This window comes from Bradyrhizobium sp. 45 (assembly GCF_023073155.1).
Lineage (GTDB): Bacteria > Pseudomonadota > Alphaproteobacteria > Rhizobiales > Xanthobacteraceae > Bradyrhizobium > Bradyrhizobium canariense_D.
In genome coordinates this window covers 370,502-397,311 of record NZ_JADPIX010000154.1, presented here as the reverse complement: position 1 = coordinate 397,311, position 26,810 = coordinate 370,502, and the positions used below count along the sequence as shown (strand labels likewise).

General features: G+C 64.4%; 23 protein-coding genes and 1 pseudogene. 12 read left to right on the top strand and 12 right to left on the bottom strand.

Features of this window, described 5'->3' with window-relative positions; translation table 11 throughout:
- Window positions 1-8: 8 nt before the first annotated feature.
- Window positions 9-560, top strand: a complete 552-nt coding sequence (locus tag IVB42_RS39020) for a dihydrofolate reductase (protein ID WP_247396261.1) — start codon at window positions 9-11, stop codon at window positions 558-560.
- Between the two features lie 11 nt (window positions 561-571).
- On the opposite strand, the gene IVB42_RS39015 is transcribed toward IVB42_RS39020, so the two are convergent.
- Window positions 572-1,024 carry a DoxX family membrane protein gene (locus IVB42_RS39015; RefSeq protein ID WP_018456294.1) on the bottom strand — a complete coding sequence of 151 codons (453 nt, stop codon included), beginning with the start codon at window positions 1,022-1,024 and terminating at the stop codon, window positions 572-574.
- 296 nt (window positions 1,025-1,320) lie between these two features.
- The gene (locus IVB42_RS39010) at window positions 1,321-3,630 is read right to left on the bottom strand and encodes an NADP-dependent malic enzyme (RefSeq protein ID WP_247396264.1); all 2,310 of its coding nucleotides are present in this window, start codon (window positions 3,628-3,630) and stop codon (window positions 1,321-1,323) included.
- Between the two features lie 642 nt (window positions 3,631-4,272).
- Here IVB42_RS39010 and IVB42_RS39005 point away from each other — a divergent pair.
- The gene (locus IVB42_RS39005) at window positions 4,273-5,841 is read left to right on the top strand and encodes a hypothetical protein (RefSeq protein WP_346659277.1); all 1,569 of its coding nucleotides are present in this window, start codon (window positions 4,273-4,275) and stop codon (window positions 5,839-5,841) included.
- A gap of 145 nt (window positions 5,842-5,986) precedes the next feature.
- Here the strand turns inward: IVB42_RS39005 and aspS are convergent, their stop codons facing one another.
- Complete coding sequence (gene aspS, locus IVB42_RS39000) at window positions 5,987-7,759, bottom strand: aspartate--tRNA ligase (protein WP_085352954.1); 1,773 nt, start codon at window positions 7,757-7,759, stop codon at window positions 5,987-5,989.
- A gap of 194 nt (window positions 7,760-7,953) precedes the next feature.
- Here aspS and IVB42_RS38995 point away from each other — a divergent pair, with 194 nt between their 5' ends.
- The gene (locus tag IVB42_RS38995; RefSeq protein WP_247396265.1) at window positions 7,954-9,429 is read left to right on the top strand and encodes a protein adenylyltransferase SelO; all 1,476 of its coding nucleotides are present in this window, start codon (window positions 7,954-7,956) and stop codon (window positions 9,427-9,429) included.
- Between the two features lie 86 nt (window positions 9,430-9,515).
- Here the strand turns inward: IVB42_RS38995 and IVB42_RS38990 are convergent, their stop codons facing one another.
- Window positions 9,516-10,505 (bottom strand): zinc-dependent alcohol dehydrogenase family protein, encoded by a 990-nt coding sequence (locus IVB42_RS38990; RefSeq protein WP_204511006.1) that lies wholly within the window; start codon window positions 10,503-10,505, stop codon window positions 9,516-9,518.
- Between the two features lie 103 nt (window positions 10,506-10,608).
- On the opposite strand from IVB42_RS38990, the pseudogene IVB42_RS38985 reads away from it, so the two are divergent.
- The 3 genes and pseudogenes from IVB42_RS38985 (at window position 10,609) to rnd (ending at window position 13,033) form a co-directional block, all read left to right on the top strand.
- Window positions 10,609-11,507: pseudogene (locus IVB42_RS38985) on the top strand (LysR family transcriptional regulator).
- A 127-nt stretch (window positions 11,508-11,634) separates the two neighbouring features.
- Window positions 11,635-11,766: a hypothetical protein gene (locus IVB42_RS42120; RefSeq protein ID WP_018456287.1), complete on the top strand. Its 132-nt coding sequence runs from the start codon at window positions 11,635-11,637 to the stop codon at window positions 11,764-11,766.
- A 115-nt stretch (window positions 11,767-11,881) separates the two neighbouring features.
- On the top strand, window positions 11,882-13,033 hold the full coding sequence (rnd, locus tag IVB42_RS38980; protein WP_018456286.1) for a ribonuclease D: 1,152 nt from the start codon (window positions 11,882-11,884) through the stop codon (window positions 13,031-13,033).
- A 108-nt stretch (window positions 13,034-13,141) separates the two neighbouring features.
- On the opposite strand, the gene IVB42_RS38975 is transcribed toward rnd, so the two are convergent.
- The 5 genes from IVB42_RS38975 to IVB42_RS38955 form a co-directional block, all read right to left on the bottom strand.
- Entirely contained in the window at window positions 13,142-14,524 is a 1,383-nt protein-coding gene (locus IVB42_RS38975; RefSeq protein ID WP_247396267.1) for an aspartate aminotransferase family protein, read from the bottom strand.
- Between the two features lie 158 nt (window positions 14,525-14,682).
- Window positions 14,683-14,853 (bottom strand): hypothetical protein, encoded by a 171-nt coding sequence (locus tag IVB42_RS38970; RefSeq protein ID WP_007609402.1) that lies wholly within the window; start codon window positions 14,851-14,853, stop codon window positions 14,683-14,685.
- Between the two features lie 30 nt (window positions 14,854-14,883).
- Window positions 14,884-15,447 (bottom strand): isochorismatase family protein, encoded by a 564-nt coding sequence (locus tag IVB42_RS38965; RefSeq protein ID WP_085352950.1) that lies wholly within the window; start codon window positions 15,445-15,447, stop codon window positions 14,884-14,886.
- Window positions 15,448-15,472: 25 nt separating this feature from the next.
- Entirely contained in the window at window positions 15,473-16,093 is a 621-nt protein-coding gene (locus IVB42_RS38960; RefSeq protein WP_247396269.1) for a GNAT family N-acetyltransferase, read from the bottom strand.
- A complete protein-coding gene (locus IVB42_RS38955) occupies window positions 16,080-16,697 on the bottom strand; it encodes a hypothetical protein (protein WP_026233132.1) in 618 nt (205 codons plus the stop codon). The genes IVB42_RS38960 and IVB42_RS38955 overlap by 14 nt, the downstream gene beginning before the upstream one ends.
- A 71-nt stretch (window positions 16,698-16,768) precedes the next feature.
- Between IVB42_RS38955 and IVB42_RS38950 the strand changes: the two genes are divergently transcribed.
- Window positions 16,769-17,809 carry a LysR family transcriptional regulator gene (locus IVB42_RS38950; RefSeq protein ID WP_018456281.1) on the top strand — a complete coding sequence of 347 codons (1,041 nt, stop codon included), beginning with the start codon at window positions 16,769-16,771 and terminating at the stop codon, window positions 17,807-17,809.
- A 78-nt stretch (window positions 17,810-17,887) separates the two neighbouring features.
- Here the strand turns inward: IVB42_RS38950 and IVB42_RS38945 are convergent, their stop codons facing one another.
- Window positions 17,888-19,048 carry an autotransporter outer membrane beta-barrel domain-containing protein gene (locus IVB42_RS38945; protein ID WP_247396270.1) on the bottom strand — a complete coding sequence of 387 codons (1,161 nt, stop codon included), beginning with the start codon at window positions 19,046-19,048 and terminating at the stop codon, window positions 17,888-17,890.
- A gap of 376 nt (window positions 19,049-19,424) precedes the next feature.
- On the opposite strand from IVB42_RS38945, the gene IVB42_RS38940 reads away from it, so the two are divergent.
- Window positions 19,425-19,631 carry a cold-shock protein gene (locus IVB42_RS38940; protein ID WP_007591938.1) on the top strand — a complete coding sequence of 69 codons (207 nt, stop codon included), beginning with the start codon at window positions 19,425-19,427 and terminating at the stop codon, window positions 19,629-19,631.
- A gap of 96 nt (window positions 19,632-19,727) precedes the next feature.
- Here IVB42_RS38940 and purN read toward each other — a convergent pair whose 3' ends face one another.
- Both purN and purM read right to left on the bottom strand, forming a co-directional pair.
- Entirely contained in the window at window positions 19,728-20,381 is a 654-nt protein-coding gene (purN, locus tag IVB42_RS38935; RefSeq protein ID WP_247391410.1) for a phosphoribosylglycinamide formyltransferase, read from the bottom strand.
- A gap of 14 nt (window positions 20,382-20,395) precedes the next feature.
- Window positions 20,396-21,469 carry a phosphoribosylformylglycinamidine cyclo-ligase gene (purM, locus tag IVB42_RS38930; protein ID WP_085352944.1) on the bottom strand — a complete coding sequence of 358 codons (1,074 nt, stop codon included), beginning with the start codon at window positions 21,467-21,469 and terminating at the stop codon, window positions 20,396-20,398.
- A 155-nt stretch (window positions 21,470-21,624) separates the two neighbouring features.
- Between purM and IVB42_RS38925 the strand changes: the two genes are divergently transcribed.
- The 4 genes from IVB42_RS38925 to ppx all read left to right on the top strand — a co-directional run bounded on the left by IVB42_RS38925 (window position 21,625) and on the right by ppx (window position 26,776).
- Window positions 21,625-22,167 (top strand): CDP-alcohol phosphatidyltransferase family protein, encoded by a 543-nt coding sequence (locus IVB42_RS38925; protein ID WP_026233129.1) that lies wholly within the window; start codon window positions 21,625-21,627, stop codon window positions 22,165-22,167.
- A 92-nt stretch (window positions 22,168-22,259) separates the two neighbouring features.
- Window positions 22,260-22,937: a DnaA/Hda family protein gene (locus IVB42_RS38920; RefSeq protein WP_026233128.1), complete on the top strand. Its 678-nt coding sequence runs from the start codon at window positions 22,260-22,262 to the stop codon at window positions 22,935-22,937.
- A 128-nt stretch (window positions 22,938-23,065) separates the two neighbouring features.
- Window positions 23,066-25,258, top strand: coding sequence for an RNA degradosome polyphosphate kinase (locus IVB42_RS38915; RefSeq protein ID WP_026233127.1), 2,193 nt, complete (start codon window positions 23,066-23,068; stop codon window positions 25,256-25,258).
- A gap of 15 nt (window positions 25,259-25,273) precedes the next feature.
- Window positions 25,274-26,776 (top strand): exopolyphosphatase, encoded by a 1,503-nt coding sequence (gene ppx, locus IVB42_RS38910; RefSeq protein WP_085352941.1) that lies wholly within the window; start codon window positions 25,274-25,276, stop codon window positions 26,774-26,776.
- Window positions 26,777-26,810 lie beyond the last annotated feature (34 nt).

Genomic DNA, 26,810 nt, shown 5'->3' with positions numbered 1-26,810 from the left:
CCGCGCCATTGTCCTTTCGCATCGAAGGCTACGTCATCGTCTCCGCGGACGGCATGCTCGCCGACGCGGAGCATGTCATGCCCGACAGCCTGAAGTTCGAAGGCGACAAGCTGTTCTTCGAGCAGGCGCTCGATCGCGCCGCGCTGATCGTGCACGGCCGTCACTCGCATGAGCAGCAGCCGAATTCACCCAAGCGCAAGCGCCTGATCCTGACCCGCAAGATCCAGACTCTGACCGTCGATCCCGAGATGCCGAACGCGACCTTGTGGAATCCGGCTCACGCCAGCTTTGAGGACGCCTGTGCGTTCGCCGATGTCGCTTCCGGCACCATCGCAATCATCGGCGGCCCCGTCGTGTTCGACATGTTCATGGATCGCTACGATACGTTCTGGCTGTCGGAAGCCCCGCACCTTCGGCTGCCCGGCGGCGAGGGCTGTTTTGTCGAAGTACCGGGGCGCACGCCTCAGGAGGTGCTGGCCTCACACGGGATGAAGCCGGGCGCGCCGTATCTGCTCGACGCCGCGCATGACGTGACGGTGACGCCATGGCGCAGGACGTAGTGGCTTAACCTTTATACGTCCCCGTAGGCCGCCTCGGCCGGACGCGTGGCGCGCCCGTAGCCCATGATCATGAACAGGGCGCCGATGATCGACAGGTTCTTGAGCGCGTCGACCAGCATCTTGCCGTTGTCAGGCGGCACCTGGTTCCAGAAGTCGTAGAACAGGAAGGTCGCGACCGCGACATAGATAATCATCAGCATCGCGAAGAAGCGCGCGCCGAAATTCAGCGCGATCATCACGCCTGCGATGATCTCGAGCACGCCGACTGCGATCGCCAGCAGTTGCGGCGTGGTCATGGCCGTCGCCGTCTCGATCTGCTTGGCGTAAGGCGCGATCATGTCGGGCATCACGACCTTGGCGGCGATGAAATCAACGGTCGCCTGCATGGCAAACAGTCTTGCCGCACCCGTGTAGATGAACAGCACGGCGAACAGGATCCGCCCGAAAGTCACGAACGCTGGCATGATCGGCCTCTTTGCTCAGGCTTTTGAATTCTCGCGAAAGCACTTCGCGATTATGAAGATACATTCGCCGGTTTACAAACGGGGAAATGGCTGACTGCGAGCAATTCAAAGTTGGTGGCCCGGCACTGCACCTTCTCTCCTCGCGGGAGAAGGTGGCGCGAAGCGCCGGATGAGGGGTCTCGCTCTGCAAATTCAACCGTGAGAAATGTGCGCGCGGAAGCAACCCCTCACCCGTCTCGCCGCTCCGCGGCGAGCCACCCTCTCTCACAAGGGGAGAGGGGAAGGCCACGCACGGCCTACGTAAACAACGTCGGCTGCTGCCGCGACGCGCGCTCCTGCGCTTCCACCACAGCCACTGCGGTCATGTTGAGGATGCCGCGCGCCGTTACCGACGGGGTGAGGATGTGAGCCGGGCGCGCCGGGCCGATCAGGATCGGCCCGACGGAGAGCGCGTCCGCCAGCGACTTGATCATCTGATAGGCGACGTTGGCGGTGTCGAGGCTTGGCATGATCATGATGTTGGCTTCGCCCTCGAGCTTGGAGTGCGGCAGCACCATCTTGCGCGCGGCGGCCGAGAGCGCGGTGTCGCCTTGCATCTCGCCGTCGGCCTCGAGTTCCGGATGCTTCTCCTTCAGGAGCTGGGTTGCCCGGCGCATCTTGCGCGAGGATTCCGTGTCGTAGCTGCCGAAATCCGAATGCGAGACGAAGGCGATCTTCGGCTTGATGTTGAAGCGTTGGACGTGGACCGCCGCGAGCGAGGCGATCTCGGCGAGCTCTTCGGCGCTCGGATTGGGCCGCACCTGGGTGTCGGCGATGAAGAAGGCGCCCTTGCTCGTGATCAGCAGCGCCAGCGCCGCATAGTCGCTGATTCCCGGGGTGAACCCGACGATCTCGCGAACATGGCGCAGATGGCTCATGTAGCGGCCCTCGACACCGCAGAGCATGGCGTCCGCCTCTCCGCGCACCACCGCGAGCGCCGCGATGACGGTGTTGTTGGTGCGCACCACCGTGCGCGCCGCATCCGGCGTCACGCCGCGGCGGCCGGCGACCTCGCCATAGGACTGCACGTAGGAGCGGTAGCGCGGATCGTCTTCGGGATTGACCAGGTCGAAGTCCCTGCCGGCCTTGATAGACAGGCCGAAGCGCTCGATGCGGGCCTCGACCACCGACGGACGTCCGACCAGGATCGGCATCGCCAGCTTCTCTTCCAGCACCACCTGGGTGGCGCGCAGCACGCGCTCATCCTCGCCTTCGGCGTAGATCACGCGCACCGGTTGGGTCTTGGCCTTGGCGAACATCGGCTTCATGACGAGGCCGGAGCGGAAGGCGAAGCGCTCGAGCAACGCGGTGTACTCGTCGAAATTGGTGATGGGCCGGGTCGCAACGCCCGATTCCATCGCGGCCTTCGCCACCGCCGGCGCGATGCGCAGGATCAATCTCGGATCAAAGGGACTCGGGATCAGCGAGCCCGGGCCAAACCCTTGCGTCTCGCCGGTATCGAAGCCTTGCGCGACCGCATCGGACGGCGCCTCGCGCGCGAGCTGCGCGATGGCCTCGACGGCGGCGTGCTTCATCTCCTCGTTGATCGCGGTGGCGCCGACATCGAGCGCGCCACGGAAGATGAAGGGAAAGCACAGGACGTTGTTGACCTGGTTCGGATAGTCGGAGCGGCCAGTGCAGATCATGGCGTCGGGACGGGCTTTGCGCGCCTCCTCCGGCATGATCTCCGGCGTCGGATTCGCGAGCGCCATGATGAGCGGCTTGTCGCCCATCGCCTTGGCCATCTCGGGCTTGAGCACGCCCGGTGCGGAGAGGCCGATAAAGATGTCGGCGCCGCCGATGACGTCGGCGAGCGTGCGCTTGTCGGTCTTCTGCGCATAGACCGCCTTCCAGCGGTCCATCGTGGTGTTGCGGCCTTCGTGAACAAGGCCGTCGATGTCGCAGACCCAGATGTTCTTGCGCTGCGCCCCCATCGACACCAGCAGGTTCAGTGTCGCAAGCGCTGCGGCCCCTGCCCCCGATGCCACGATCTTGACGTCCGACAGGTTCTTGCCGTTCAGGCGCAGACCGTTGGTGATCGCGGCGGCGACGATGATCGCGGTGCCGTGCTGGTCGTCGTGAAAGACCGGGATCTTCATGCGATCCTTGAGCTGCGCCTCGATCTCGAAGCATTCCGGTCCGCGGATGTCCTCGAGATTGATGCCGCCGAAGGTCGGCTCGAGCGCGGCCACGGTCTCGACCACGCGTTCGATGGTGTCGGCCGCGATCTCAATGTCGAACACGTCAATGCCGGCGAATTTCTTGAACAGGACCGCCTTGCCCTCCATCACCGGCTTCGAGGCCAGCGGGCCGATATTGCCGAGGCCGAGCACGGCGGTGCCGTTCGAAACCACGGCAACCAGATTGGAGCGTATCGTCAGCGTCGCCGCTTCCGCGGGGTTCTTGGCGATCTCCATGCAGGCGGCGGCGACGCCGGGGGAATAGGCCAGCGCGAGGTCGCGCTGGTTGGCGAGCGGCTTGCTCGCCTGGATCTCGAGCTTTCCGGGGCGCGGCAGCCGATGATAGGCCAGCGCCGCCTGGTGGAGATCATCAGAATAGGACGACATGCGGTGTCTTGCCTCGCGTTACCGGCCTCAAACTACGTTGTCCTGACCGGCCCGCCTTCGGGTGGTATTTCCGGGTCATGGAAACGGGATGAAGCACGTCGGGCGGCCCGGTGGCAACATCCGATTGCGGCCCCATCAACAGGGCGCGCGGTCAAATATCTGATAGCGCTCGCTTTCCCTGGACCGCGCGTTGCTTTGCGAATATGGCAGGTTGCGTGCTGCAACGCGAGCAACTGGAGCTGGGAATGAAGCGAATCCTGATCGGCTTCATCGTCGTGGCCGTGGTGGCCGCGGGCGGATGGTTGGGCTTCAGCTTCTACGCAAAACATCGCGTCACCGCCGAGGTGGAGACCGCGTTCGAGCAAATCCGCAAGCAAGGCGGCAAGGCTAGCTACGGCAAGATCGCCTTCGATCTGCCCACGCGCACCATCACGATCGAGGACATCGCGGTTACGCCGGGCAAGGCACCGCAGGCGCAGATCAGGATCGCCGCCATCAAGGGCACGGGCGTTCGCCAGATCGACGAAACAAGGATCTCGGCCGACGCCGTCGACATCACCGGGCTCGAGGTTACGCTGGACCAGATCGGCGCTGCCAAGCTGAAGGTCGCGTACAAGATCCCGCACCTGGTCATGCGCGACTATGCCGGTCCTGTTCAGGCGGGTCAGGTGCCGGCGGACAGCTCGCTGGTCGATATGTACCGCTACGTGCTCGGCCAATATGCGAGTGTCGCTGCATCGTCGCTCACGGCTCCGACCCTCACGATCAGCTTCGATTCCCGCGCCGGCCGGCAGCGGCGAGGTCACCTATTCCGGACTGGCGATCCAGAACCTAAAGCACGGCAAGATCGACGGGATGAAGTCGGACCGCGCCGTGATCTCGGTCGACGTGAAGCAACCCGGCAAGACGGACAAGCTGACGGGTGAATCGTCGAACATCATCGTCAACGATTTCGACGCGACCGCGATCATCGCCGCGCTCGATCCGCAGACGGCCAGCGACGACAGCTATCGCCGGGTCTATCGGCAGGTCTCGACGGGCCCCTATGCGCTCAAATCGGCACAGGGGATGCGAGTGGATGTCGACGGGTTCACCATGGAAGACATCGCCGTCCAGCCGTCGAAATTCCGGCTGGCTGAGATATTTGCCGCGCTGCCACGGGATCAATCGGCCCCGCCGACTCCGGCGCAGGCACGCGAGCTGCTGGAGAAGCTCGCCGGAGTTTATGAGGGTCTTCGCATCGGTAAGGCCGAAATCGGCAAGATGTCGGTCGGCACGCCGCAAGGAACGGCCACGGTTGGTGCCATCCGATTTCGCGACGGCGAGTTCGCGGTCGAAGGCGTCGACGCGCCGTCTCCGCAGGGACAGTTCAAGATGGAGCGCTTTGCGCTGAAGTCCTTCAGCACGGCGAGTTTGATGCGCTGGGCAGCAAGCCTCACCACTGCCGGGCGGGCGCCCTCGCCGGATCAGATGCTCGGGCTGTTCGGCGTGCTCGCAGGCGCGGAGATCAAGGGCGTGACGGCGCCGTTCAAGACCACCAATAAGCTGGTCATGATCGACACACTGAGCCTGGACTGGGGGCAGCTGGTCGGCTCGATCCCGAGCAAGGCGCATGTGGTTGCCAAATTTGTCACGCCAGCCGATCCATCCGGTCCAAAACAGCTTCCATTGATTGCCAGCGGGATCGACAAGCTCGCTATCGACCTCGATCTCGGCGCTGCCTGGACCGAACAGTCCAACAGCTTCGCTCTGACGCCCGCGACCCTCGACATCGGAGGCAACGCAAGAGCGCAACTGCGTATGGCGCTCGGCAACGTACCACGCGAGGTGTTTTCGGCCGATCCGGCCCAGCTCATGGGCCAGGCGGCCCGGATCGAGGCGGGCACGCTCGAATTCTCATTGCGCGACAGCGGCGTCATCGATTTCGTCGCGGCGCAGTTCGCGCGCATGCAGAATGTCAGCCGCGATACCGCACGCCAGGCGCTCGTCGAGAGCATCAAGGCTAAACGCGAGCAAGTTGCTTCCGCCAATCCGGATGCGAACGCGGCCGTGGACGCGATCGCCCGCTTCGTCGAGACGCCGGGCCAGACGCTTTCCATCATGCTGTCCCCGCGCGCCAAGGCACCGCTGATGCAATTGATGCAGCTCTTGCAAACCGACCCACAGAGCGCGCTTGCGCAGTTCAGGATCGAGGCGTCGACGGGGCTGTAGGGAACGACGCTGCGCGCGGGGATGGCAGTTGGACCGGCGAAAATCCCTCCCCGTCATTGCGAGCGAAGCGAAGCAATCCAGAGTCTCTCCGCGGAAAGATTCTGGATTGCTTCGCTTCGCTCGCAATGACGCTGTGGAGACAGCCTCACTTCTGCGGCAGGCTCACCTTCACGTGCAGCTCGCGGAGCTGCTTGGGGCTGGGCTCCGACGGTGCGCCCATCAGGAGGTCCATGGCCTGCTGGTTCATCGGGAACAGCGAGACCTCGCGCAGATTGTTGGTGCCGCACAAGAGCATGACGATGCGGTCGACACCGGCGGCCATGCCGCCATGCGGCGGGGCGCCGTACTGGAAGGCGCGGTACATGCCGCCGAAGCGATCGACGACTTCCTGCTCGCCATAGCCGGCGATCTCGAACGCCTTCACCATCGCTTCCGGCACGTGGTTGCGGATGCCACCCGAGGCGATCTCGTAGCCGTTGCAGGTGATGTCGTACTGGAACGCCTTGATGGTCAGCGGGTCCTGGCCCTTCAAGGCATCGAGACCGCCCTGCGGCATCGAGAACGGGTTGTGCGAGAAGTCGACCTTCTTGTCCTCGTCGTTGTACTCGTACATCGGGAAGTCGACGATCCAGGCCAGCTCGAACCGCTCCTTGTCGGTGAGGTTCAACTCCTCGCCGACCTTGTTGCGGGCCAACCCTGAAAATTTCCAGAACTTGTCGGGATCGCCGGCGACGAAGAAGGCGGCGTCGCCTTCCTTCACGCCGATCTGCGCGCGGATCGCGGCGGTGCGCTCAGCACCGATGTTGTTGGCAAGCGGACCGGCACCTTCGCCGCCCTCGCGCCACATGATGTAGCCGAGGCCGGGCTGACCTTCGCCCTGCGCCCAGGAGTTCATGCGGTCGCAGAAGGCGCGCGAGCCGCCACCCGGCGCCGGGATCGCCCAGACCTGGTTCTTGGGGTCCTCCAACATGCGCGCGAACACCTTGAAGCCGGAGCCGCGGAAGTGTTCGGAGACGTCCTGCATCTCGATCGGGTTGCGCAGGTCCGGCTTGTCGCTGCCGTATTTGCGCAAGGCTTCCGCGAACGGAATCCGGCGCCAGCCCTTGGTCACCGGCTTGCCCTTGGCAAACTCCTCGAACACACCCGTGATGACAGGCTCCATCGCGGCGAAGACATCGTCCTGCGTGACAAAGCTCATCTCGACGTCGAGCTGGTAGAACTCGCCCGGCAGACGATCCGCGCGTGGATCCTCGTCGCGGAAGCAGGGCGCGATCTGGAAGTAGCGATCGAAGCCCGACATCATCAAGAGCTGCTTGTACTGCTGCGGCGCCTGCGGCAGGGCATAGAACTTGCCGGGATGAATGCGCGACGGCACCAGGAAGTCGCGCGCGCCCTCCGGCGAGGACGCGGTCAGGATCGGCGTGTTGAACTCGAAGAAGCCCTGCCCCTCCATGCGCCTGCGCATCGACTTGATGATTTCGACGCGCGTCATGATGTTCTGGTGCAGCTTCTCGCGACGCAGATCGAGGAAGCGGTACTTCAGGCGGATGTCTTCAGGATATTCCTGGTCGCCGAACACCGGCAGCGGCAGGTCGCCGGCCGGGCCCAGCACCTCGATCTCGCTGACATAGATCTCGATCTTGCCAGTCGGCAGATCGTCATTGTCGGTGCCTTCGGGGCGGCGACGGGCCTTACCGTCCATCCGCACCACGAATTCCGAACGCAGCTTTTCGGCCTGCGAGAACGCCGGCGAGTCCGGATCGACCACGCACTGGGTCAGGCCGTAATGGTCGCGCAGGTCGATGAACAGCACGCCGCCATGGTCGCGAACGCGATGGACCCAGCCTGAAAGGCGGACCGTCTCGCCGATGTTGCTCTCGCGGAGCGCGCCGCATGTATGTGACCGGTAGCGATGCATGGTCGTCCTAAATTCAATGTCGGAGGATCGAATCGAACCGCCGAAACGGCAGGTTCAAAGTTGCGGCAGGGTTTACCTCGGCAGGACGGGGGCGGCAACCAAGGGAACGGCCCGTTTTCGGCTGGAAGTGGCCATTTTTGCCCAATCTCGGCTCAAGCCTTTGCCATCAGGCGTTCCACGCCTATCTTGAGGCCATGACAGTCCATTTCCCGTTCCAGAACTCCTATTCGGCGCTGCCGGACAGCTTTTTCGCCCGGGTCGCACCGACGCCGGTGGCAGCGCCCCGGCTGATCAAGCTGAACCGGCCGCTGGCGGTCCAGCTCGGGCTGGATCCTGATGTGCTGGAAACCCCTGAGGGCGCCGAAATCCTGGCCGGCAAGACGGTTCCCGCCGGCGCCGATCCGATCGCCATGGCCTATGCCGGCCACCAGTTCGGGCAATTCGTACCGCAGCTGGGCGACGGACGGGCGGTCCTGCTCGGCGAGGTCATCGACAAGGACGGCATCCGCCGCGACATCCAGCTCAAGGGCTCCGGTCCCACCCCATTCTCCCGCCGCGGCGACGGCCGTGCCGCGCTCGGGCCGGTGCTGCGCGAATACATCGTCAGCGAGGCGATGTTCGCATTGGGCATCCCCACCACGCGCTCACTCGCTGCCGCCGTCACCGGCGAGCACGTCATCCGCGAGACCGCGCTGCCCGGCGCGGTGCTGACCCGCGTCGCCTCGAGCCATATCCGCGTCGGCACCTTCCAGTTCTTCGCCGTCCGCCGCGACACCGATGCCATTCGCCGGCTCGCCGACCACGTCATCGCCAGGCACTATCCGGAGCTGCTCGGCGCCGAGCGGCCCTATCACGCGCTGCTCGGTGGCGTCGTCGCACGCCAGGCCGATCTGGTCGCACGCTGGCTGCTGGTCGGCTTCATTCACGGCGTGATGAACACCGACAACTCATCGATTTCAGGCGAGACCATCGATTACGGTCCGTGCGCCTTCATGGACGCCTACAATCCGTCGCAAGTGTTTTCCTCGATCGACGAGATGGGCCGCTACGCCTATGCCAACCAGCCGCGCATCGCGCTGTGGAATCTGACCCGGCTTGCCGAATGCCTGCTGCCGCTGTTTTCCGACGATCAGGAAAAGGCGGTCGCCGAGGCCCAAGACATTCTTGGCGCCTTCTCCGACACGTTCAGCGACGCCTATCAGGCGGGCCTGCGCAAGAAAATCGGCCTGTTCACGGAGCGCGACGGCGACGACGCGCTGATCCAGGACCTGCTGGACGCCATGGCCAAGAACCAGGCCGACTTCACCCTCACCTTCCGCAAACTCGGCGACGCCGCTGGCGATCCGGCTGCTGACGATGCACGCGCGCAATTCATGGACCCCGCGGCGTTCGACGAGTGGGCCAGGCGCTGGCACGAGCGCACGGCGCTGGAGCCGCAAACCGCAGCCGAACGGCAAGCCGCCATGCACGCCGTCAACCCGATGTTCATCCCGCGCAACCACCGCGTCGAGGCCGTGATCCAGGCCGCGGTCAACGATGACGACTACACGCCGTTCGAGGAATTCGTGAAGGTGCTGGCTAAACCGTTCGAGGGCCAGCCGGACTATGCAGCCTACGCCGATCCGCCGCTGCCGGAGCAGCGGGTGCTGCAGACGTTCTGCGGGACGTGAGGCAAGCTCGGTGCGCACGTGGACGAGCCGAAGGCATAATCCAGATGCGGGGGTGCCGAAATCGTTTGTTCAAGACGATCATTCGCTCAGATCGTTACCACGATCTTGCCGAACTGCTCGTTTGACTCCAGAAAGCGATGCGCTTCGACGATCTCCTCAAACTGAAACGTTTTGGCGATGATCGGTTGCAATGCGCCGTCCCGCAGCCCGTCGAGGATGAAGGTCTTCGCCTTAGCAAGCCGCGCGGGGTCGCGGATGATCTCGTGCACGAGATAGCCGCGCAGCGTCAGGCTCTTGGTCAGTACGTTGACCAGCGGAAACGGCGTTGGCTCTGGGCTCAGGCCGCCATATTCGATGAGAACGCCACCCGGCGACATCGCGGCGGTGAGCGGCCCAAATATGGGACCGCCGACCGCGTCGAACACCACGCGAACGCCGTTTGAGCCGACAATGTCCTGCAGCCGTGACCGGATGTCCTCTTCCACGGAGGCGATGACGTCGGCGGCGCCAGCATCGCGCAGGGCCTGCCGCTTGATCGAGGTTCGCGTCACTGCAATCGGGATCGCACCGATCCGGTTCGCGATCTGAATCGCTGCAAGCCCGACGCTACTCGACGCCGCGGTGATGACTACGGACTCCCCTCGCTCCAGCCCAGCAATATCGACCAGAGCGCCGAACGCCGTCAGATATTGCATCCATACCGCGGCCGCGGCGTCGAAGCCGAGCTCGGGCGGGTGCTTCACGACGAACTCCGCCGGAAACGTGACGAGCTCGCCATAAGCCGGCCATCGCACCATCGACACGGGCGGCACGATGCTGACGACCTCGCCCGGCGAGAAGCCGCTCACGCCTTCGCCGATCGCCTCGACGATGCCGGCGGCCTCGAGACCGAGGCCGGACGGAAAGGTCGCGGTCTCGATATAGGTCCCCTTCCGCAAGAGCGCTTCCGCGCGATTGAGCCCGAGGGCCTTGACCCTGATCTGCACCTCGCGCCTCCCTGGCGGCGCGACGTCGACGGTCTCGATGCGCAGCACCTCGGGGCCACCATGTCTGTGGAAGCGAACGACGCGCGCCATAAACACACTCCAAAACAATTGAATTCAATGGAGCTATGCCAACCGGGCGGCGCCGGATAAAGCGTGCAGAGGGGTGAACAGTCGAAACCAGGAGTTTGCAATCATGGACCGCCTGACCAGCATGGCCGTCTTCGTCAAGGCGGTTGATGTAGGCTCGTTCGCCGCTGCCGCCGATGCGCTCGAAATGTCGGGGCCAATGGTCGGCAAGCACGTTCGTTTCCTCGAGGAGCGCTTGGGCGTCCGCCTCCTCAACCGCACCACACGGCGCCAGAGCCTGACCGAGACAGGCCAAGCCTACTACGAGCGCTGCCGCACTGTGCTCGCTGAAGCCGTGGCCGCCGACGCCGTCGCTTCCGACGAATTGTCCGAGCCGCGTGGCCGGCTCCGCGTGACCATGCCTGCCCTGCTGGGCCGGCACTGCATCGCCCCCTTGCTGATGAAGCTCGCGCGACGATATCCCCATCTGGAGCTCGATCTCTCGTTCGGCGACCGATCGCTGACATCATCGAGGGCCGCTACGATCTTGCGATCCGGACCGGCGATCTACACGATCAATCCGGCCTGATGACGCGGCGCATCGCAAGCCAGCGCATGGTGGTGTGCGGCACGCGCTCGTACTTGCGCGCCAACGGCAAGCCGAAATCGCTCGACGATCTTGCCCAGCATCAGGCGATCATCTATCGCCGCTCCGGACGCGTCCGGCCGTGGCTGTTTCCCCGCGAGGGCCAGCCTCCGAGCGAAATCGTGCCGGCGGGAAGGCTCAGGCTCGACGATCTCGACGCCATCGCGGACGCCGCGTCACAGGGGATGGGACTGGCCTGGCTGCCATACTGGCTAGTCCGCGAACGCCTACGCGCCGGTACACTCGTCACTCTGTTGAGCGGTCAGCCGGGATTTCTCTACGACTGCCACGCGCTCTGGCCACGCTCGCCCCGGATGCCGCCGAAAGTTCGCGCCGCCGTGGACGCCTTGGCGGCCGCCCTGCCGAAGCTCATGACCTGACGCCGGATGCCGTGACGCCTGCATGGCATGCCGCGGCCGTTAACCCCCCGTCCACCATCCGGCCCGACCCGCCGCCGGTAACCACGAGAATTAACAGACCCTCAATTCGCCCCCGACAAGTTTAGCAATGTTGCTGGGGGATTTTGCCGTGGATCTGTTGGTTTTCGAGTTCCTGGGGCTGGCGCTGGTCGCCATGTGCGTGGTCGTGGTGGCACTGCCCTGCGCGCGCAAACCCTCCCGGCGGGTCCGCTACGAATAGGATTTTCGTCGGAAAATGCGATTCCGCTCCAAATGCAAGGCTCGAATTCGCTTCGAGCCCCTTGACATCACAGCGCTTTCGGCAGAACGGCTGATGGACTTGTCATGGGCCGTTCATGGATTTGATTACCACCACCGCTGACCTTGCGGCTGCCTGCAGCCGGCTGGCCAAGCACCCCGTCATTACCGTCGATACCGAGTTCCTGCGCGAGACCACCTATTACCCGCTGCTGTGCGTGGTGCAGATGGCCAGCGCCGAGGAAGCGATCGTCATCGACACCCTGGCCGAGGGCATCGACCTCAAGCCGTTCTTCGAGCTGATGGGCAACGAGGGCGTGTTGAAGGTGTTCCACGCCGCCCGCCAGGACATCGAGATCATCTGGCACCAGGCGGGTATCATCCCGCACCCGGTGTTCGATACCCAGGTCGCGGCCATGGTGCTCGGCTACGGCGACAGCATCGCCTACGACGCGCTGGTCGAGAAGGTCACCGGACACCGCCCGGACAAGACCCACCGCTTCACCGACTGGTCGCGCCGGCCGCTGACCAAGGAGCAGATGCACTACGCCGTGTCCGACGTCACGCATCTGCGCGACGTGTTCGCAGCGCTCGATGCCGACCTTAAAAAGCGCCGGCGCAGCGAATGGGTCTCGATCGAGATGGAAGTCCTGACCTCGCCCAAGACCTACGACTTCCATCCCGAGCGCGCCTGGGAACGGCTCAAGACGCGGGTGCGCAAGCCCAAGGACCTTGCGGTCCTCATGGAGGTCGCCGCCTGGCGCGAGCAGGAGGCGCAGAGCCGCGACGTGCCGCGAGGCCGCGTGCTGCGCGACGAGGCCGTCAGCGACATCGCGACCCATGCGCCGAACACGATCGAGAAGCTCGCAAACCTGCGCTCCGTGCCGAAGGGTTTTGAGAAATCCAAATGGGGCGCCGACATCGTCGCCGCTGTCGAGCGCGGGCTGGCGCGCGATCACGCCACGCTGCCGAAGCTGGAAAAGCCGCGCAACAATAACAATGGCGCCGCGATCGTCGAGCTGTTGAAGGTGTTGCTGCGCATGACCGCGGAGCGCCATGCGGTCGCCAGCAAGGTGATTGCGACCGTCGACGATCTCGAGGAGATTGCGGCCGACGACGAGGCCGACGTGCCGGCGCTACGCGGCTGGCGCCGCGAGCTGTTCGGCGAGGCCGCCCTGAAACTGAAGCGCGGCGAGCTGGCGCTGGCGGTCGAGAAAGGCCGCGTGATCGGGGTTCAGCGAGCGGAATAGCCCCGATGCCCCCCGATGTCGTCCTGGCCTAGTGCGCAATTGCGCACTAGGCCAGGACGACATCGGGGGTGTGATAGAGCGCTACGCTCACGCGTGAAGCGCCGTCCCCTACGCCGGCGTCAGCTTCGCCACTTCGGGCTTCATGTCGTCCAGCACACCTGAAATCGCCGCGACCAGCTCGTCGATCTGGGCCTTGGTGACGATCAGCGGCGGGCAGATGGCGATGGCATCGAGCATGTTGCGCGAGATCACGCCGCGCTCCTGCAGCATGCGGCTGGCCATGCCGCCGACGGCGCCCGGCGTTGCCGCTGCGGTCTTGCGCGCCTTGTCCAGCACCAGTTCGATCGCAGCGATCATGCCGACACCGCGGACCTCGCCCACCAGTGGATGGCTGGTGAGTTCACGCAGCTTGCCTTGCATGTAGCCACCGAGCTCGGCGGCGTGCGCAACCAGGCCCCGCTCCTCGATGATCTTCAAATTCTCGAGCGCAATCGCCGAGCCCACCGGATGGCCGCCCGCGGTGAAGCCGTGGCCGAGCACGCCGATCTTGTTGCTCTCGTCGGCGATCGGTTCGAACATGCGATCGTTCATCATGATGGCCGACAGCGGGAAATAGCTCGAGGTGATCTGCTTGGAGACCACGATGGCGTCGGGCTTGATGCCGTAGGTTTCGCAGCCGAACATCTTGCCGGTGCGGCCGAAGCCGCAGATGACCTCGTCGGCGACCAACAGGATGTCGTACTTGTTCAGCACCTTCTGAATCTTGTCCCAATAGGTCGCCGGCGGCACGATGACGCCGCCCGCGCCCATCACCGGCTCGCCGAAGAACGCAGCGATCGTGTCCGGGCCTTCCTTCTGGATCAGCGCATCGAGTTCCTCGGCCCGCCGCGTCGCGAACGCTTCCTCGCTCTCCCCGGGCGCGCCATCCTTGTAGAAATGCGGCGAGCCCGTGTGCAGGATGTTCGGGAGCGGCAAGTCGAAAGAGCGGTGGTTGTTCGGCAGCCCGGTGAGGCTGGCGGACGCGATGGTGACGCCGTGATAGGCGCGCATCCGGCTGATCACCTTCTTGCGCTGTGGCTGGCCGAGCGCATTGGAACGATAGGCAATCAACTTCAGAACAGTGTCGTTGGCCTCCGAGCCGGAATTGGTGAAGAACACCTTGCTCATCGTAACAGGCGCGAGCGCGACCAGCTTCTCGGCGAGATCGATCGAGGGCCCGTGCGATTTGGCGGAGAACGTGTGATAGAACGGCAGCGCCAGCATCTGCTTGTGCGCGGCGTCGACCAGCCGCTTCTCGTTGAAGCCGAGTCCGACGCTCCACAGGCCTGCCATCGCCTCGAAATAGCGCTTGCCCGACGCATCGAACACGTAAGGCCCCTCGCCGCGTTCGATCACCAGGGGACCGGCCTGCTGATGGGCGCGCGCGTTGGTGTAGGGATGGAGCTGGTAGGCCAGATCCCGGGCCTCTTGCGAATTGGGCAGCATGGACATTTGCAGGAATCCTTGAAAGCGTCACGTCGCCGGCGCGGCCAGCGTCATCACTCGATGATCCAGCTCCTTGGCTATTGCCACCGCGCAAAACTTGCAACGTCAATTCGTCGGCAGGAAGCGCTCAGCTGCGTTGCACAAAGCCGCACATCGGGCAGCTGTCACGCCGCACCGTCGTCATTCCCATCGCTATCGGCGGCAGCGGCCTCCCGCACCTCCACCAGCGCCATCGAGAGCAGATACACCGTCGTTGGCAGACCAAGACGGCGTGCCGCCTCGGCGGCACGCGACAGGTCGCTTGCCAGCTCCTCGAGCTGATCTCCCCGTGACAATGTCCCACTCCATCCGTCGATCGCGGCCGCCTACACCGCAACGGCGCCGCTGGTTCTGATCAGTTCGGCGCTGGACTGGATTGTAGCAAAATTCCCGATCACATTCACTACCGCATGCTTGTAGGCGGCAGCATCGCCAGTCCCCGGCTGCCGGCAGGCCACCGCGTCGGCCACCACCTGGAAGCGATGACTGCGGTGAAACCCGTCAATAGCGGTGGCCAGGACGGTTTCGTCCAGGGAAAAGCCCGCGAGCACGCAACGGACATTGCGGATATTGGACATGTAGTCCACAAACCGCGCCGAACTGTAGGCCGACGGCAGCGGGTGCTCGAAGGTCATTTCTCCCGGCCGCGGCTTCGCCTCCGCGATCCAATCGGTCAGCTTGGATGCCGGATTGAACCAGGCCGCCTGCGCGATGCGCTTCAGATGCATCACCGGCCAGAGATTGTCGCGCCAGAACGTCAGCAGTTCCACGCAGCGCGCCGTTGCGGCATCGCCGTCGAGGATGACGTGGCGACGTCCGGGGGTCAGATATTCGACCTGGAGATCCGTGCAGACCAGGATCGGCGGATCGTCTGTGATGGAAACCAGCATGGTTTTGCGCGCAGCTGCACCAGTTTCAACGGCCAGCGAGCGCGACGTCTCGCAGCGGCGACGTCACAGCCCGTCCTGCCGAGGCGTCGAGCACGCCCGGCCGGTCCCAATCGCCCTCGGGGCGGATGATCACGTAAGGATCGCTGTCCAGCGTAATGGCATCCGGACCCGGTTCGATCTCCAGCAGCATTTCTGTGTAGGAGAAGTCGGAAAATGTGATCTTGCGATTGTGACCAAGCGGCTTGGCGCCGAAATGGGCCCAGAAATCGACCAGCCGGTCCTGCGCCTGGCCGTAGATCTTGCGAAAGCCCTTGCGCTTCACATAGTCGACGCTCGCTTGTACCAGCTTGAACGAGACGCGCGACCGCCGGTATTGGTGCCGCACCGCAAGCCGTTCCACCTTGGCGAAATCGCCGAAGAACCGCACCCGCAGACAGCCCGCAGGCTCGTTGCCGACATAGCCGATGAAATGCGCGGCAACCATGTCGTTGCCGTCGAACTCTTCATCGAACGGGCAATCCTGCTCGGCGAGATAGACGGCTGAGCGGATCGAGGTGACCAGCATGAGATCGGTGAGATCGCGCGCGAGGCGAATGGTGATGGCGCGGGAATCGGGCTTGGCGAGAGTAATCCTAGTACCGTGCATCTGCAAAACTCCTTGCTTGGATGATCGCGCTCGGCATGCGCATCGGCTGCCGATGCCAGGGCCGCTCGTAGCACCAGAGGTCGGGTTGGAAGCTTGGAACAGGCTCGAAGCCTGTCGCTTTCATGATGTCGCGGCCGGCCACGGTTGACGGCTGCGCATAGCAATCCGCGTTGCGAAACCTTAGCTGTCTAAGATGAGCCGCGGCCTTGCCGAGACCGGCGACGCCGCGCCCCGTCGCCGCGATCGCCCAGATGTAGATAGCGGAAACGTCTTCCTTCGCGGACGCGAGATAGCGCGTCTCCGGCGCGGTGAGGCAGATCTCGTCGAGCAGCAACGCATCATGCCCGCGATCGTTGAGAAACAGGAAGGCCATGCCGCCGACAAGGTTGCCCTTCCGGCTGAAAGTCAGGATGCTCTCGGGATCGAAGGCGAAATATTTTGCAAGCTCAGTCGCCCCGATCCGAACGCCCGGCACCAGCCGGTGCGCCAACTGCGAAAGCGCGGCGATTTCGGAAAATTTGGCGCGACGGACGTCGACATCCGGACTGAGCGGCAGCGCGTCGAAATCATGCCTTGCGGCAAACGAGCCCCTTTCCATACTCATGTCGCCCCTCTATCGTTCGCGGCTTTCGTGCCCCGCTATGGCGATGAGCTTAGCGGCTGGGGATCAGGCGTATGCAGCAGTTATTGCACCGGGGTGCTGCGGTGATGCAGCACCGTGAAGAAACCCTGGACATGTCCTGGGACGATTTGAAACTGTTTTTAGCTTGCGCAAAATATAAAAGCTTCCGCAACGCCGCCGAGGAGCTCGGGCTCACCTCCACCACCCTGATGCGCAGGATCGACCGGCTCGAAGAGAGCATCGACTGCAAGCTGTTCCTGCGCGACCAGAGCGGGCTCACGCTCAGCGACGAAGGCAGCGCGATGATCGCCGACGTCGCGCACATGGAGCGTCATGCCTTCAATGTGTTCCGGCGTGCTTCGCGATCGTCGAACGATATGTCAGGCACCGTGCGCGTCGCGGTGACGGAAGGCCCCGGCAATTTCTGGATTCTGCCGCGACTGATCGATTTCCAGAAAACCTATCGCAAGATCACCGTCGACCTGCGCTGCGCGATGGAACAGGCCGACGTCGCGCGGCTCGAATCCGATATCGCGATCCAGCTCGAGCCGCCGACCAATCCCGATCTGATCGTCGCCAAGCTCGGCCGCCTGCACATCTATCCCTTCGTCTCCAAGGAGTACGAAAACCTCTACGGCGTGCCCGCGACCCTGGCCGAGCTGAAGAACCACCGCATCATCAAGCAGAGCGCCCCGCAGGTCGACGACGGCGCCTACGCCCGCGTGCTCGGACTGAAGTCGCTCGAGGGCATCGTCGGGATCAAGACCAACTCCTCGGTCGGCGTGCTCTATGCGGTGGAGCGCGGCGCCGGCATCGGATTCCTGCCGACGGTTTCGATCGCGCTCGGCGCCCCGCTGGTTGCCGTCGATCTCGGCGTCAGCCACCACGCCGATCTCTGGCTCACCTATCATAAGGAGTTCCGCGCCTCCGAGCGCCACAAGATCGTGGTCGATTGGCTGAAGAAAATCTTCGATCCCAAGATCCATCCCTGTTTCCGCGACGAGTTCATCCACCCGAACGCGCTGGCGCCGATGATGACGGCCGCGCGCGCGGCCTTTGGATTGACGGGTTATGTCGCGGCAATGCCGACTTAAAGCTCGAGCATGATGCTTTCGTAAAACCGCTTCGCAGTTTTCCGGATCCTCCTCTGGCCGACGCGGGCAGGCTTCGCTTCACCACCGATATTCGAAGCCGACCGTGCCCTGGTGCGACGTCAGCTCGTTGCGGAACTTGCCGTCGTAGTTGACGTAGAGCCGCGCCGTGTTGGTCAGGCTGAGCGAGGCCGAGGCGCCTGCATCCGTACCGTAGCGGCTCTCGCCGATGCCGGGCACGACGATGCTCTGGGTCCCGAGGCTGACCTGCACCGATCCCAGGTTCTGATAGAAACTGTCGACGAACTTGCCGTAGGCGGACAGGTCCAGGATCTTCTGGTCGAAGATGAAGTAGCGCCCGATCTCGGCTCCGATCATGACGCGCGCGCGCGAGAGCGCCGTCGAGCCGACATTGAGTGGATCGAGGCCGCCAACCTCCTGGAACGCGACGCTGGTGGCGCGGACATATTCCAGTGCGCCCTTGGGCACGATGCGCATCTGGTCCTTGGTCCAGTAATAGCTGATCTCGGTCAGCGCGCCGTCGATTGCGGCGCGATAACCCGCGGTCGCAAGTCCCAGGCCAGTATCCCGGCTGGAGCGGACCTTGCCGAAGCCGTGCACCACCGCGAAGGCCCAGGTCCAGGGGCCCTTGTCGACCGAGCCGCTGAAGCCGAGTTGCGTCAGATCCAGCGTGGCGGACTGAAGTGCGAGCGGCACGTCGATATCGGTGTGGCTCTGGTCGACGGAGAAGCCGAGATTGACACCCGGCGCGAGCCGCGCGCCAAAGCCTGCGACACCGCCAAACGTCTTGCGCTTGTCGCCGACAAAGTCTCCTTGCGCATCCGTCCGGACCGAGATGCCATAACCCTCGAACCAGGTGCGGTAGCGCGGGTCTTCCGTGCTCGCCGACGCGCCGCCGCCGCCGGGATTGGTCCGAAACGCCCGGTTGACGCCGCCAGATGCCTGGTTTCCGAGCCGCTCCAGGAAATTCGAGCCGAGATTGAGCGAGCTGTTGCCGGCCGACTGGTCGTAATTGGTCGCGGTCGGCATCGGAATTGGCATCGGAATCGGCGTCGGTGACGGCGTGGGTGTCGGGGTCGGCGTGGGCGTGGGACTCTGCGCAAAGCCTGATGTCGTCGACAGTACCATGATGAGAGCAAACGCCACGGCAGCCGCGATCCAGCGGACGCGGTTCAGCCTGATCGCCTGCCGTGTCTCTGAGGGCTGCGAAATGCAGCACATGGCGACAAATCCTGAAGCAAAGGGCGGCGCGCAAAAAAGCAACAGGAGCGGCGCACGCGTGCCGCGATTTGTGCCGAACTGTTACTGAGGGTCAACCGGCTGGCGCGTCCCGGCAAAGGCATTGCTTCCGATTGTGGTTCCGCGGCCACAGGTCGCAAATTGCGGGCGGGCACTCGGGTCGAAGTCTTGAAATTCGCGCGCGGCTTGCTAACGGGCGATTTTCATGTTGCAATATCGGACACAATCGGAATTGGCCGCTCGACTGTGCGTTTCGCGACATTGAGACAAGACTCGAACAGACTACCGGAAGCCCGTTTGTGGCGTGGCACGCGAAAAGCGGCCGCGTCGTTTTTGTATCTAGCGGAGGAGACTGAGGATGCCGCAAAAGGGCACCGTCAAATGGTTCAACCCAACCAAGGGCTATGGGTTCATCAAGCCGAACGGCAGTGACAAGGACGTCTTCGTCCACATCTCCGCCGTCGAGCGCGCCGGACTCTCGACCCTCAATGAAAATCAGGTGGTTGAATACGATCTCGTGGAGAACCGCGGCAAGGCATCCGCGGAGAACCTCAAGGTTTCCTGATTTCTCTCGCGGTCTGCGCAAGAGATCATGACGTTGCCCCCGGCTCTGCCGGGGGTTTTTGTTTGGAATGAGAAGTATTCCGAGTGCGACGGCGCTTCACCGCACCAACGGCGAAACCAGAAAATTCTCCGACGGCCCGCTGCCCGCGGTCCTGCACACATCGCCCTCGATCTGGACCTTGCCGGTCGCGAGCAGGCTCAGTGCTGCGGGATAGATGCGGTGCTCGACTTCAAGGATACGCTCCGACAGCGTGTCCGCCGTGTCGTGGTCGCTGACGGGAACCGCGCCCTGCATCACGATTGGACCGGCGTCGGTCTCGGGGATCACGAAGTGCACCGTCGCGCCGGACAGCTTGACGCCGGCGCGCAAGGCCTGGCCGTGCGGGTCGAGACCGGGGAAGGACGGCAGCAGCGAGGGATGAATGTTGAGCATCCGCCCGTACCACGCCTTGGTGAATTCGGCCGTGAACAGGCGCATGAAGCCGCCGAGGCAAATCAGCTCGATGCCGTGCTGATCGAGTGCTGCTTGCAGCACCTTCTCGAAGCCGGCGCGGTCCTTGCCGAACGGCTTGCTTTCGATCACCAGCGTCTTCACGCCGCTCGCTTTGGCCCTTTCCAGCCCCAGCGCATCGGCCTTGTTCGAGATGACGAGCGAAATCTCCGCCGGAAAATCCGGCGCGGCCGCGCCCTTGATCAGCGCAGCCATGTTGGAGCCACGGCCGGAAATCAGGATGGCGACGCGGCGTTTCATTACAGCGCCGGTCATTACAGCGCCAGGTCGAGATGGCCGTTATAGACGACGCGGTGCTCGCCCTCGGCCGGGATCACGCTACCGAGCTGTGCCACGGTCTCACCGGCGTCAGTGAAGATCTCCACGACCTCTTCGACCTTGTCCGGCTCGACAATCGCGATCATGCCGATCCCACAATTGAAGGTCCGCAGCATTTCGAGCTCGGCGATGCCGGCCTGCGCGGCCAGCCATTTGAACACCGGCAGCACTGGCAGGCGCGCCAGATCGATACCGACGCCGAGATGCTTCGGCAGCACGCGCGGAATGTTGTCGGTGAAGCCGCCGCCGGTGATGTGGGCAAGCCCCTTCACCGCGCCGGTCTCGCGGATCGCGCGCAGGCAGGATTTGACGTAGAGACGCGTCGGCGTCAGCAACGCGCCGCCCAGCGTCATGACGGGCGCAAACGGCGCCTGCGCCCCGAAGCCGAGGCCGGATTGTTCCACGATCTTGCGCACCAGCGAGAAACCGTTGGAGTGCACGCCCGACGAAGCGAGCCCGATCACGGCATCGCCGGCGGCGATGTCCTTGCGCGGCAAGAGCGTGCCCCGCTCCGCGGCGCCGACGGCAAAGCCGCCGAGGTCGTAGTCGCCGTCTTTGTAGAGGCCGGGCATCTCGGCCGTCTCGCCACCGATCAGGGCGCAGCCGGATTCGCGGCAGCCTTCGGCGACACCGGCGACGATCGACGCGGTCGCCTCCGGATCGAGCTTCCCGCAGGCAAAATAGTCGAGGAAGAACAGCGGCTCGGCGCCCTGCACCACGAGGTCGTTGACACTCATGGCGACGAGGTCGATGCCGATCCCGCCATGCAGGCCGGTCTCGATCGCGATCTTGACCTTGGTGCCGACGCCATCGGTCGCGGCCACCAGGATGGGATCCTTGAAACCGGCCGCCTTGAGATCGAACAGGCCGCCGAATCCGCCGATTTCGGCGTCGGCGCCGGGCCGTGCGGTGGCGCGCACCATCGGCTTGATCAGGTCGACCAAGCGGTTGCCCGCATCGATATCGACGCCTGAATCGGCGTAAGTGAGGCCGTTTTTGCGGTCGGTCATGCCCGATTTCCAGTGGGTTTGCGGCTGGTTACGTCGAATTCCGGGGACGCGCAATGGCTCGCATGGCGCGCCGCCGTATACTATGTAGAGATATCAACCGGTTCAGCCTCCAAAGGGCCGAATTCGAGGTCAGGCCGGGTGCCGGGAAGCGCCGTGTGAGTATACCGAACATCATTACTTTGGGCCGCATCATGCTGGTCCCGATCATCGTCTGGGCCATCGTGTCGAGCCAAATGGAGGTGGCGTTCGCCGTATTCCTGATCGCCGGTATCAGCGACGCGGTCGACGGCTTCCTTGCCAAGCGCTTCAACATGACGAGCGAGCTCGGCGCCTTGCTCGACCCGCTCGCCGACAAGGCGCTGCTGGTCTCGATCTACATGGCGCTCGGCATCTGGGGCGCGATTCCGCGCTGGATCGTCATCCTGGTGGTCTCGCGCGACATCATGATCGTCGCCGCCGTGATCATATCGTGGCTGTTCGACCGACCTGTGGAGATGAAGCCCTCAAAGGTATCCAAGCTCAACACTGTGGCCCAAGTGGCGTTCGCGGCGCTGGTGCTGGCCGCCCTCGCCTTCGGCTTCAAACCCGGTCCTTATGATATAATCCTGATGGGCCTCGTCACGGTCTTCACGCTCTCCTCCGTGTCGCTCTATCTTGTCGAATGGTTGCGGCACATGAGCACGATCGAGGCCAAGTGAGTTGGGAGCGGCCCCGTAAAAGGCCAACTCCCGCTCGATTAGGTCGCATCTCGTCAAACGAAGCCGGCACGCCGGCACGGAGCAAAGCAAGCGTGCCAAGCCGCGTTCATCCCCGACAGTTGGCGTTTTCGCTTCCGCATGCGGAGAGCCTGAGCCGGGACAATTTCCTCGAAGGCCCCGTCAACGCCGCCGGTCTTGCCCTCATCGACGCCTGGCCGGAATGGCCGAACCGAATCATGTGGCTGGCCGGCCCGGAAGGAAGCGGCAAGAGCCATCTCGCCGCGATCTGGGCCGAGGCTTCAGGCGCCCGCTCGACCACGGCCAATGGGCTGACCGCCGAGGCCGTCCCGGCTGCGCTCGCCACCGGCGCGCTGGTGGTCGAGGATCCCAAAGCCAGGGAATTCGACGAGCGCGCCCTGTTCCATCTGATGAATCTGGCCCGCGAGGACGGCGCCTACGTCCTCTTCACCGGACGCGAGGTGCCCGCGTCTCTCGAGATCGAGCTCGCCGACCTGCGCTCGCGGCTCCGCGCCGTCCCCGTTGTCTCGCTGCTGCCGCCCGACGACCAGCTCTTCCGCGGCCTGATCGTCAAGTTCTGCGCCGACCGCCAGCTCGCGGTGGACGAGAGCGTGGTCAGCTACCTCGCCACTCGCCTGGAGCGGTCCTCGGCCGCCGCCCGACGGGCTGTGGACCTGCTGGACAGCGAGGCCTTGCGCCTCGGCCGCCCCGTCACCCGGGCCCTGGCGGCCGAGCTGCTCCGGGATGTCTGACCAAGGCGGGTTGACGCGGCCGGGCGGCGGAACATCAATGTCATCGAAACGTCATCGCTCTAACACATGCTCCCGCGGGTTTTGCGCGTAAGTCGCAAATTGGGGCGAACTGGATGGACCGACTTCTGATGGATTCTGCGCAAGCTGTTGAAGTTAAAGAAAAAGCCCCGGAAGCCGAAGGCCCGCCGGCGATCGCATCGAGCCCCGAGCGGTTCATCAATCGCGAGCTTTCCTGGCTGCACTTCAACCGCCGCGTCCTGGAGGAATCGGTCAATCCCAGCCACCCCATGCTGGAGAGGGTGCGATTCCTGTCGATTTCAGCGAATAACCTCGACGAGTTCTTCATGGTCCGCGTCGCCGGCATCAAGGCCCAGGTGCGCGAGGGTATTGCTGAGCGCAGCCCCGACGGTCTGACCCCGTCCGAGCAGCTCGCGCTCATCAACCGGACCGTCTCGCAGCTTGCCTCCGACCAGCAGGCAATCTGGCGCGACCTGCGCGGCACGCTCGCCGACGAGGGTATCGTGCTGGTCGAGGGCAAGGAGGTCACCAAGGCGGAACGAACCTGGGTCGAGGACTACTTCCTCAGCAACGTGTTCCCGCTGCTGACGCCGCTCGCGATCGACCCGGCCCACCCCTTCCCGTTCATTCCGAGCCTCGGCTTCACCATCGCGCTCCAGCTCACGCGCGCCGCCGACGGCAAGCAGATGAACGCGCTGATCCGCATGCCCGGCAAGATCGACCGCTTCATCCGTCTGCCGGCTGACGGCAAGGTCGTCCGGCTGATCTCGCTGGAGCAGGCCACCGCGCTGTTCATCAACCGCCTGTTCCCCGGCTACAATCTTCACGGCCAGGGCGCCTTCCGCGTCCTCCGCGACTCCGAACTCGAAATCGAGGAAGAGGCCGAGGATCTCGTCCGCCTGTTCGAGACCGCGCTGAAGCGCCGCCGCCGCGGTTCGGTGATCCGACTCGAGATCGACGCCAAGATGCCGGAGCAGCTGCGCAGTTTCGTGCAGCACGCGCTGTCGACCGCCGACGACGAGGTGTTCCTGGTCGATGGCGTGCTCGCCATGAACGAGCTCTCGCAGCTCACCCGCCTTGACCGGCCCGATCTCGAATTCACCCCTTACGTGCCGCGCCATCCCGAGCGCGTGCGCGAGCAAGGCGGCGACATCTTCGCTGCGATCCGGCAGAAGGACCTCGTCGTCCATCACCCCTACGAATCCTTCGACGTCGTGGTGCAGTTTCTCCAGCAGGCGACGCGCGACCCCGACGTCGTCGCCATCAAGCAGACGCTCTACCGCACCTCCAGCAACTCGCCGATCGTGCGCGCGCTCGTGGAAGCCGCCGAAGCCGGCAAATCCGTCACCGCGCTGATCGAGCTGAAGGCCCGCTTCGACGAGGAGGCCAACATCCGCTGGGCGCGCGACCTCGAACGCGCCGGCGTGCAGGTCGTCTACGGCTTCCTCGAACTGAAGACCCACGCGAAACTCTCGATGGTGGTGCGGCGCGAGGGCGGCAGCCTCACGACCTACGTCCACACCGGCACCGGCAATTACCACCCGGTGACCGCGCGCATCTACACCGACCTCTCCTACTTCACCTCGGAGCCGACCATCGGCCGCGACGCCGCGCGCGTGTTCAACTTCATCACCGGCTACGCTGCGCCGAGCGATCTGGAAAAGATGGCGGTGTCTCCGCTGACCTTGCGCAAGCGCATCATCGAGCACATCCAGGGCGAGACCGCGCATGCGCGGCACGGCCGGCCTGCTGCGATCTGGATGAAAATGAACGCGCTGGTCGACCCCGATATCATCGACGCGCTCTACGAGGCCTCCCAGGCCGGCGTGCAGGTCGAGCTCGTGGTGCGCGGTATCTGCTGCCTCAGGCCCGGTATTCCCGGCCTGTCGGAGAACATCCGCGTCAAGTCGATCATCGGACGATTCCTCGAACACGGCCGAATTTACTGCTTCGGCATGGGCCAGGGCCTGCCGAGCGCGAAAGCGGCTGTATATATCTCCTCAGCCGACATGATGCCGCGCAACCTCGACCGCCGCGTCGAGGTGCTGTGTCCGCTGCAGAATCCCACGGTGCATCAGCAGGTTCTCGAACAGATCATGGTCGCGAATCTCAAGGACAATGAACAGAGCTGGCAATTGTTGCCGGACGGGTCCTCAACGCGTATGAAGACCGCGAAGGGCGAGGAGCCTTTCAACGTCCACAACTACTTCATGACAAATCCGAGTCTGTCTGGCCGTGGTAAGTCGCTCAAGGAATCCTCGCCGCGCCGCCTCACGCGCCGTAATGAACGTCATCAATCCTGATCCGGGATCGTCGACGTGAAGCGGCCGCGCAAGCGCGGCTCGAGCGTCGCGGTCATCGACATCGGCTCCAACTCGGTCCGTCTCGTCGTCTACGAGGGACTGACGCGGAGCCTCATTCCCATCTTCAACGAGAAGACGCTGTGCGGCCTCGGGCGCGAAGTGCAGAGCACGGGACTGCTTGCGCCCGACGCCGTCGACAAGGCGCTGACCTCGCTCAAGCGCTTCCGTGCGCTGTGCCGGGTCATGCAGGTCGGGCGGGTGTTTGCGATTGCGACCGCCGCCTGCCGCGATGCCTCCAACGGCGCCGACTTCATCGCGAAAGCCGAGCGCATCTGCGCGGTGAAGATCGAGATCCTGTCGGGCCCGCGCGAGGCGCGGCTGTCGGCGCTTGGCGTGATCTCCGGCATCCATCATCCTGACGGCATCGTCGGCGACCTCGGCGGCGGCTCGCTCGAACTGATCGACGTGCGCAAAAACACCGTGCGCAGCGGCGTGACGCTGCCGCTCGGCGGCCTCGCGCTGCAGGACCTCGCGCATAAATCCCTGAAACGCGCCGACCGCATCGTGCGCGAAGCGCTCGATGGGGTGCCGCAGCTCAAGGCGGGGAGCAGCCGCAGCTTCTACGCGGTCGGCGGCACCTGGCGCGCGCTTGCGCGCATCCACATCATCCAGAGCGGCTATCCGCTGCAGGTGATGCACGGCTATTCGATTTCGGCGGCCGAGGCGCTCGATTTCTCGCGTCGTCTCCGCCGGCTTGCGGCCGCCGGCATGCTCGCCGACATCGAGATCGTCGCCGATGCCCGGCGTCCGCTCCTCACCTATGCGGCGCTGGTGCTCGAGCACATCATCCGGGTGGCGAAGCCGAAGACCATCGTGTTCTCGACCTTCGGCGTGCGCGAGGGCCTGCTGCACGAGAAGCTGCCGGAGTCCGAGCGCAACAAGGACGGACTGATCTGCGCGGCCGAGGAGCTGAACCAGCTGCTGTCGCGTTCGGCAAAGCACGCCCGCGAGCTGATCGCCTGGACCGACCGCCTCGCGCGCGTGGTGAAGCTGCGCGAGACCGAAGAAGACCGCCGCCTGCGCCACGCCGCGTGCCTGCTGTCCGACATCGGGTGGCGCGTGCATCCCGACCATCGCGGCGAGCAGACGCTGAGCCTCGTCGTCAACGGTAATTTCGGCGCGATCACCCACACCGAGCGCGCCTTCGTCGGGTTGTCCGTGTTCTATCGCTATGCGGGCCTCAGCGAGGAGAACCAGCCGCCGGTCGCCATGCAGGAGCTGCTGACGCCGGCGCAGCTCGAACGCGCCCGCCTGCTGGGCGCGGCCTTCCGCGTCGCACATCTGATCTCGGCGGCGCGTCCGGGCGTCTTGCCCGCGACGCATTTCCGCAGCATGGGCCGCAAGCTGTTGCTGGTGTTCGAGCACCGCCTCGGCGATCTCGTCGCGGATCGAGTCGGCAGCCGCTTCCGCGCGCTCGCCCGCCTGATCAACCGCGCCGGCTCGATCGTCCGACGCTAGCGCTTTTCCCAAGAGATCATGCTCAAAAGATAGA

Excerpts from the sequence above, each read along its gene's own strand:
- IVB42_RS39015 (WP_018456294.1), bottom strand. The coding sequence starts at position 1,024 with ATGCCAGCGTTCGTGACTTTCGGGCGGATCCTGTTCGCCGTGCTGTTC.
- IVB42_RS39010 (WP_247396264.1), bottom strand. The coding sequence starts at position 3,630 with ATGTCGTCCTATTCTGATGATCTCCACCAGGCGGCGCTGGCCTATCAT.
- IVB42_RS39005 (WP_346659277.1), top strand. The coding sequence starts at position 4,273 with ATGCCGGTCCTGTTCAGGCGGGTCAGGTGCCGGCGGACAGCTCGCTGG.
- aspS (WP_085352954.1), bottom strand. The coding sequence starts at position 7,759 with ATGCATCGCTACCGGTCACATACATGCGGCGCGCTCCGCGAGAGCAAC.
- IVB42_RS38995 (WP_247396265.1), top strand. The coding sequence starts at position 7,954 with ATGACAGTCCATTTCCCGTTCCAGAACTCCTATTCGGCGCTGCCGGAC.
- IVB42_RS38990 (WP_204511006.1), bottom strand. The coding sequence starts at position 10,505 with ATGGCGCGCGTCGTTCGCTTCCACAGACATGGTGGCCCCGAGGTGCTG.
- IVB42_RS42120 (WP_018456287.1), top strand. The coding sequence starts at position 11,635 with ATGTTGCTGGGGGATTTTGCCGTGGATCTGTTGGTTTTCGAGTTCCTG.
- rnd (WP_018456286.1), top strand. The coding sequence starts at position 11,882 with ATGGATTTGATTACCACCACCGCTGACCTTGCGGCTGCCTGCAGCCGG.
- IVB42_RS38975 (WP_247396267.1), bottom strand. The coding sequence starts at position 14,524 with ATGTCCATGCTGCCCAATTCGCAAGAGGCCCGGGATCTGGCCTACCAG.
- IVB42_RS38965 (WP_085352950.1), bottom strand. The coding sequence starts at position 15,447 with ATGCTGGTTTCCATCACAGACGATCCGCCGATCCTGGTCTGCACGGAT.
- IVB42_RS38960 (WP_247396269.1), bottom strand. The coding sequence starts at position 16,093 with ATGCACGGTACTAGGATTACTCTCGCCAAGCCCGATTCCCGCGCCATC.
- IVB42_RS38955 (WP_026233132.1), bottom strand. The coding sequence starts at position 16,697 with ATGAGTATGGAAAGGGGCTCGTTTGCCGCAAGGCATGATTTCGACGCG.
- IVB42_RS38950 (WP_018456281.1), top strand. The coding sequence starts at position 16,769 with ATGCAGCAGTTATTGCACCGGGGTGCTGCGGTGATGCAGCACCGTGAA.
- IVB42_RS38945 (WP_247396270.1), bottom strand. The coding sequence starts at position 19,048 with ATGTGCTGCATTTCGCAGCCCTCAGAGACACGGCAGGCGATCAGGCTG.
- IVB42_RS38940 (WP_007591938.1), top strand. The coding sequence starts at position 19,425 with ATGCCGCAAAAGGGCACCGTCAAATGGTTCAACCCAACCAAGGGCTAT.
- purN (WP_247391410.1), bottom strand. The coding sequence starts at position 20,381 with ATGAAACGCCGCGTCGCCATCCTGATTTCCGGCCGTGGCTCCAACATG.
- purM (WP_085352944.1), bottom strand. The coding sequence starts at position 21,469 with ATGACCGACCGCAAAAACGGCCTCACTTACGCCGATTCAGGCGTCGAT.
- IVB42_RS38915 (WP_026233127.1), top strand. The coding sequence starts at position 23,066 with ATGGATTCTGCGCAAGCTGTTGAAGTTAAAGAAAAAGCCCCGGAAGCC.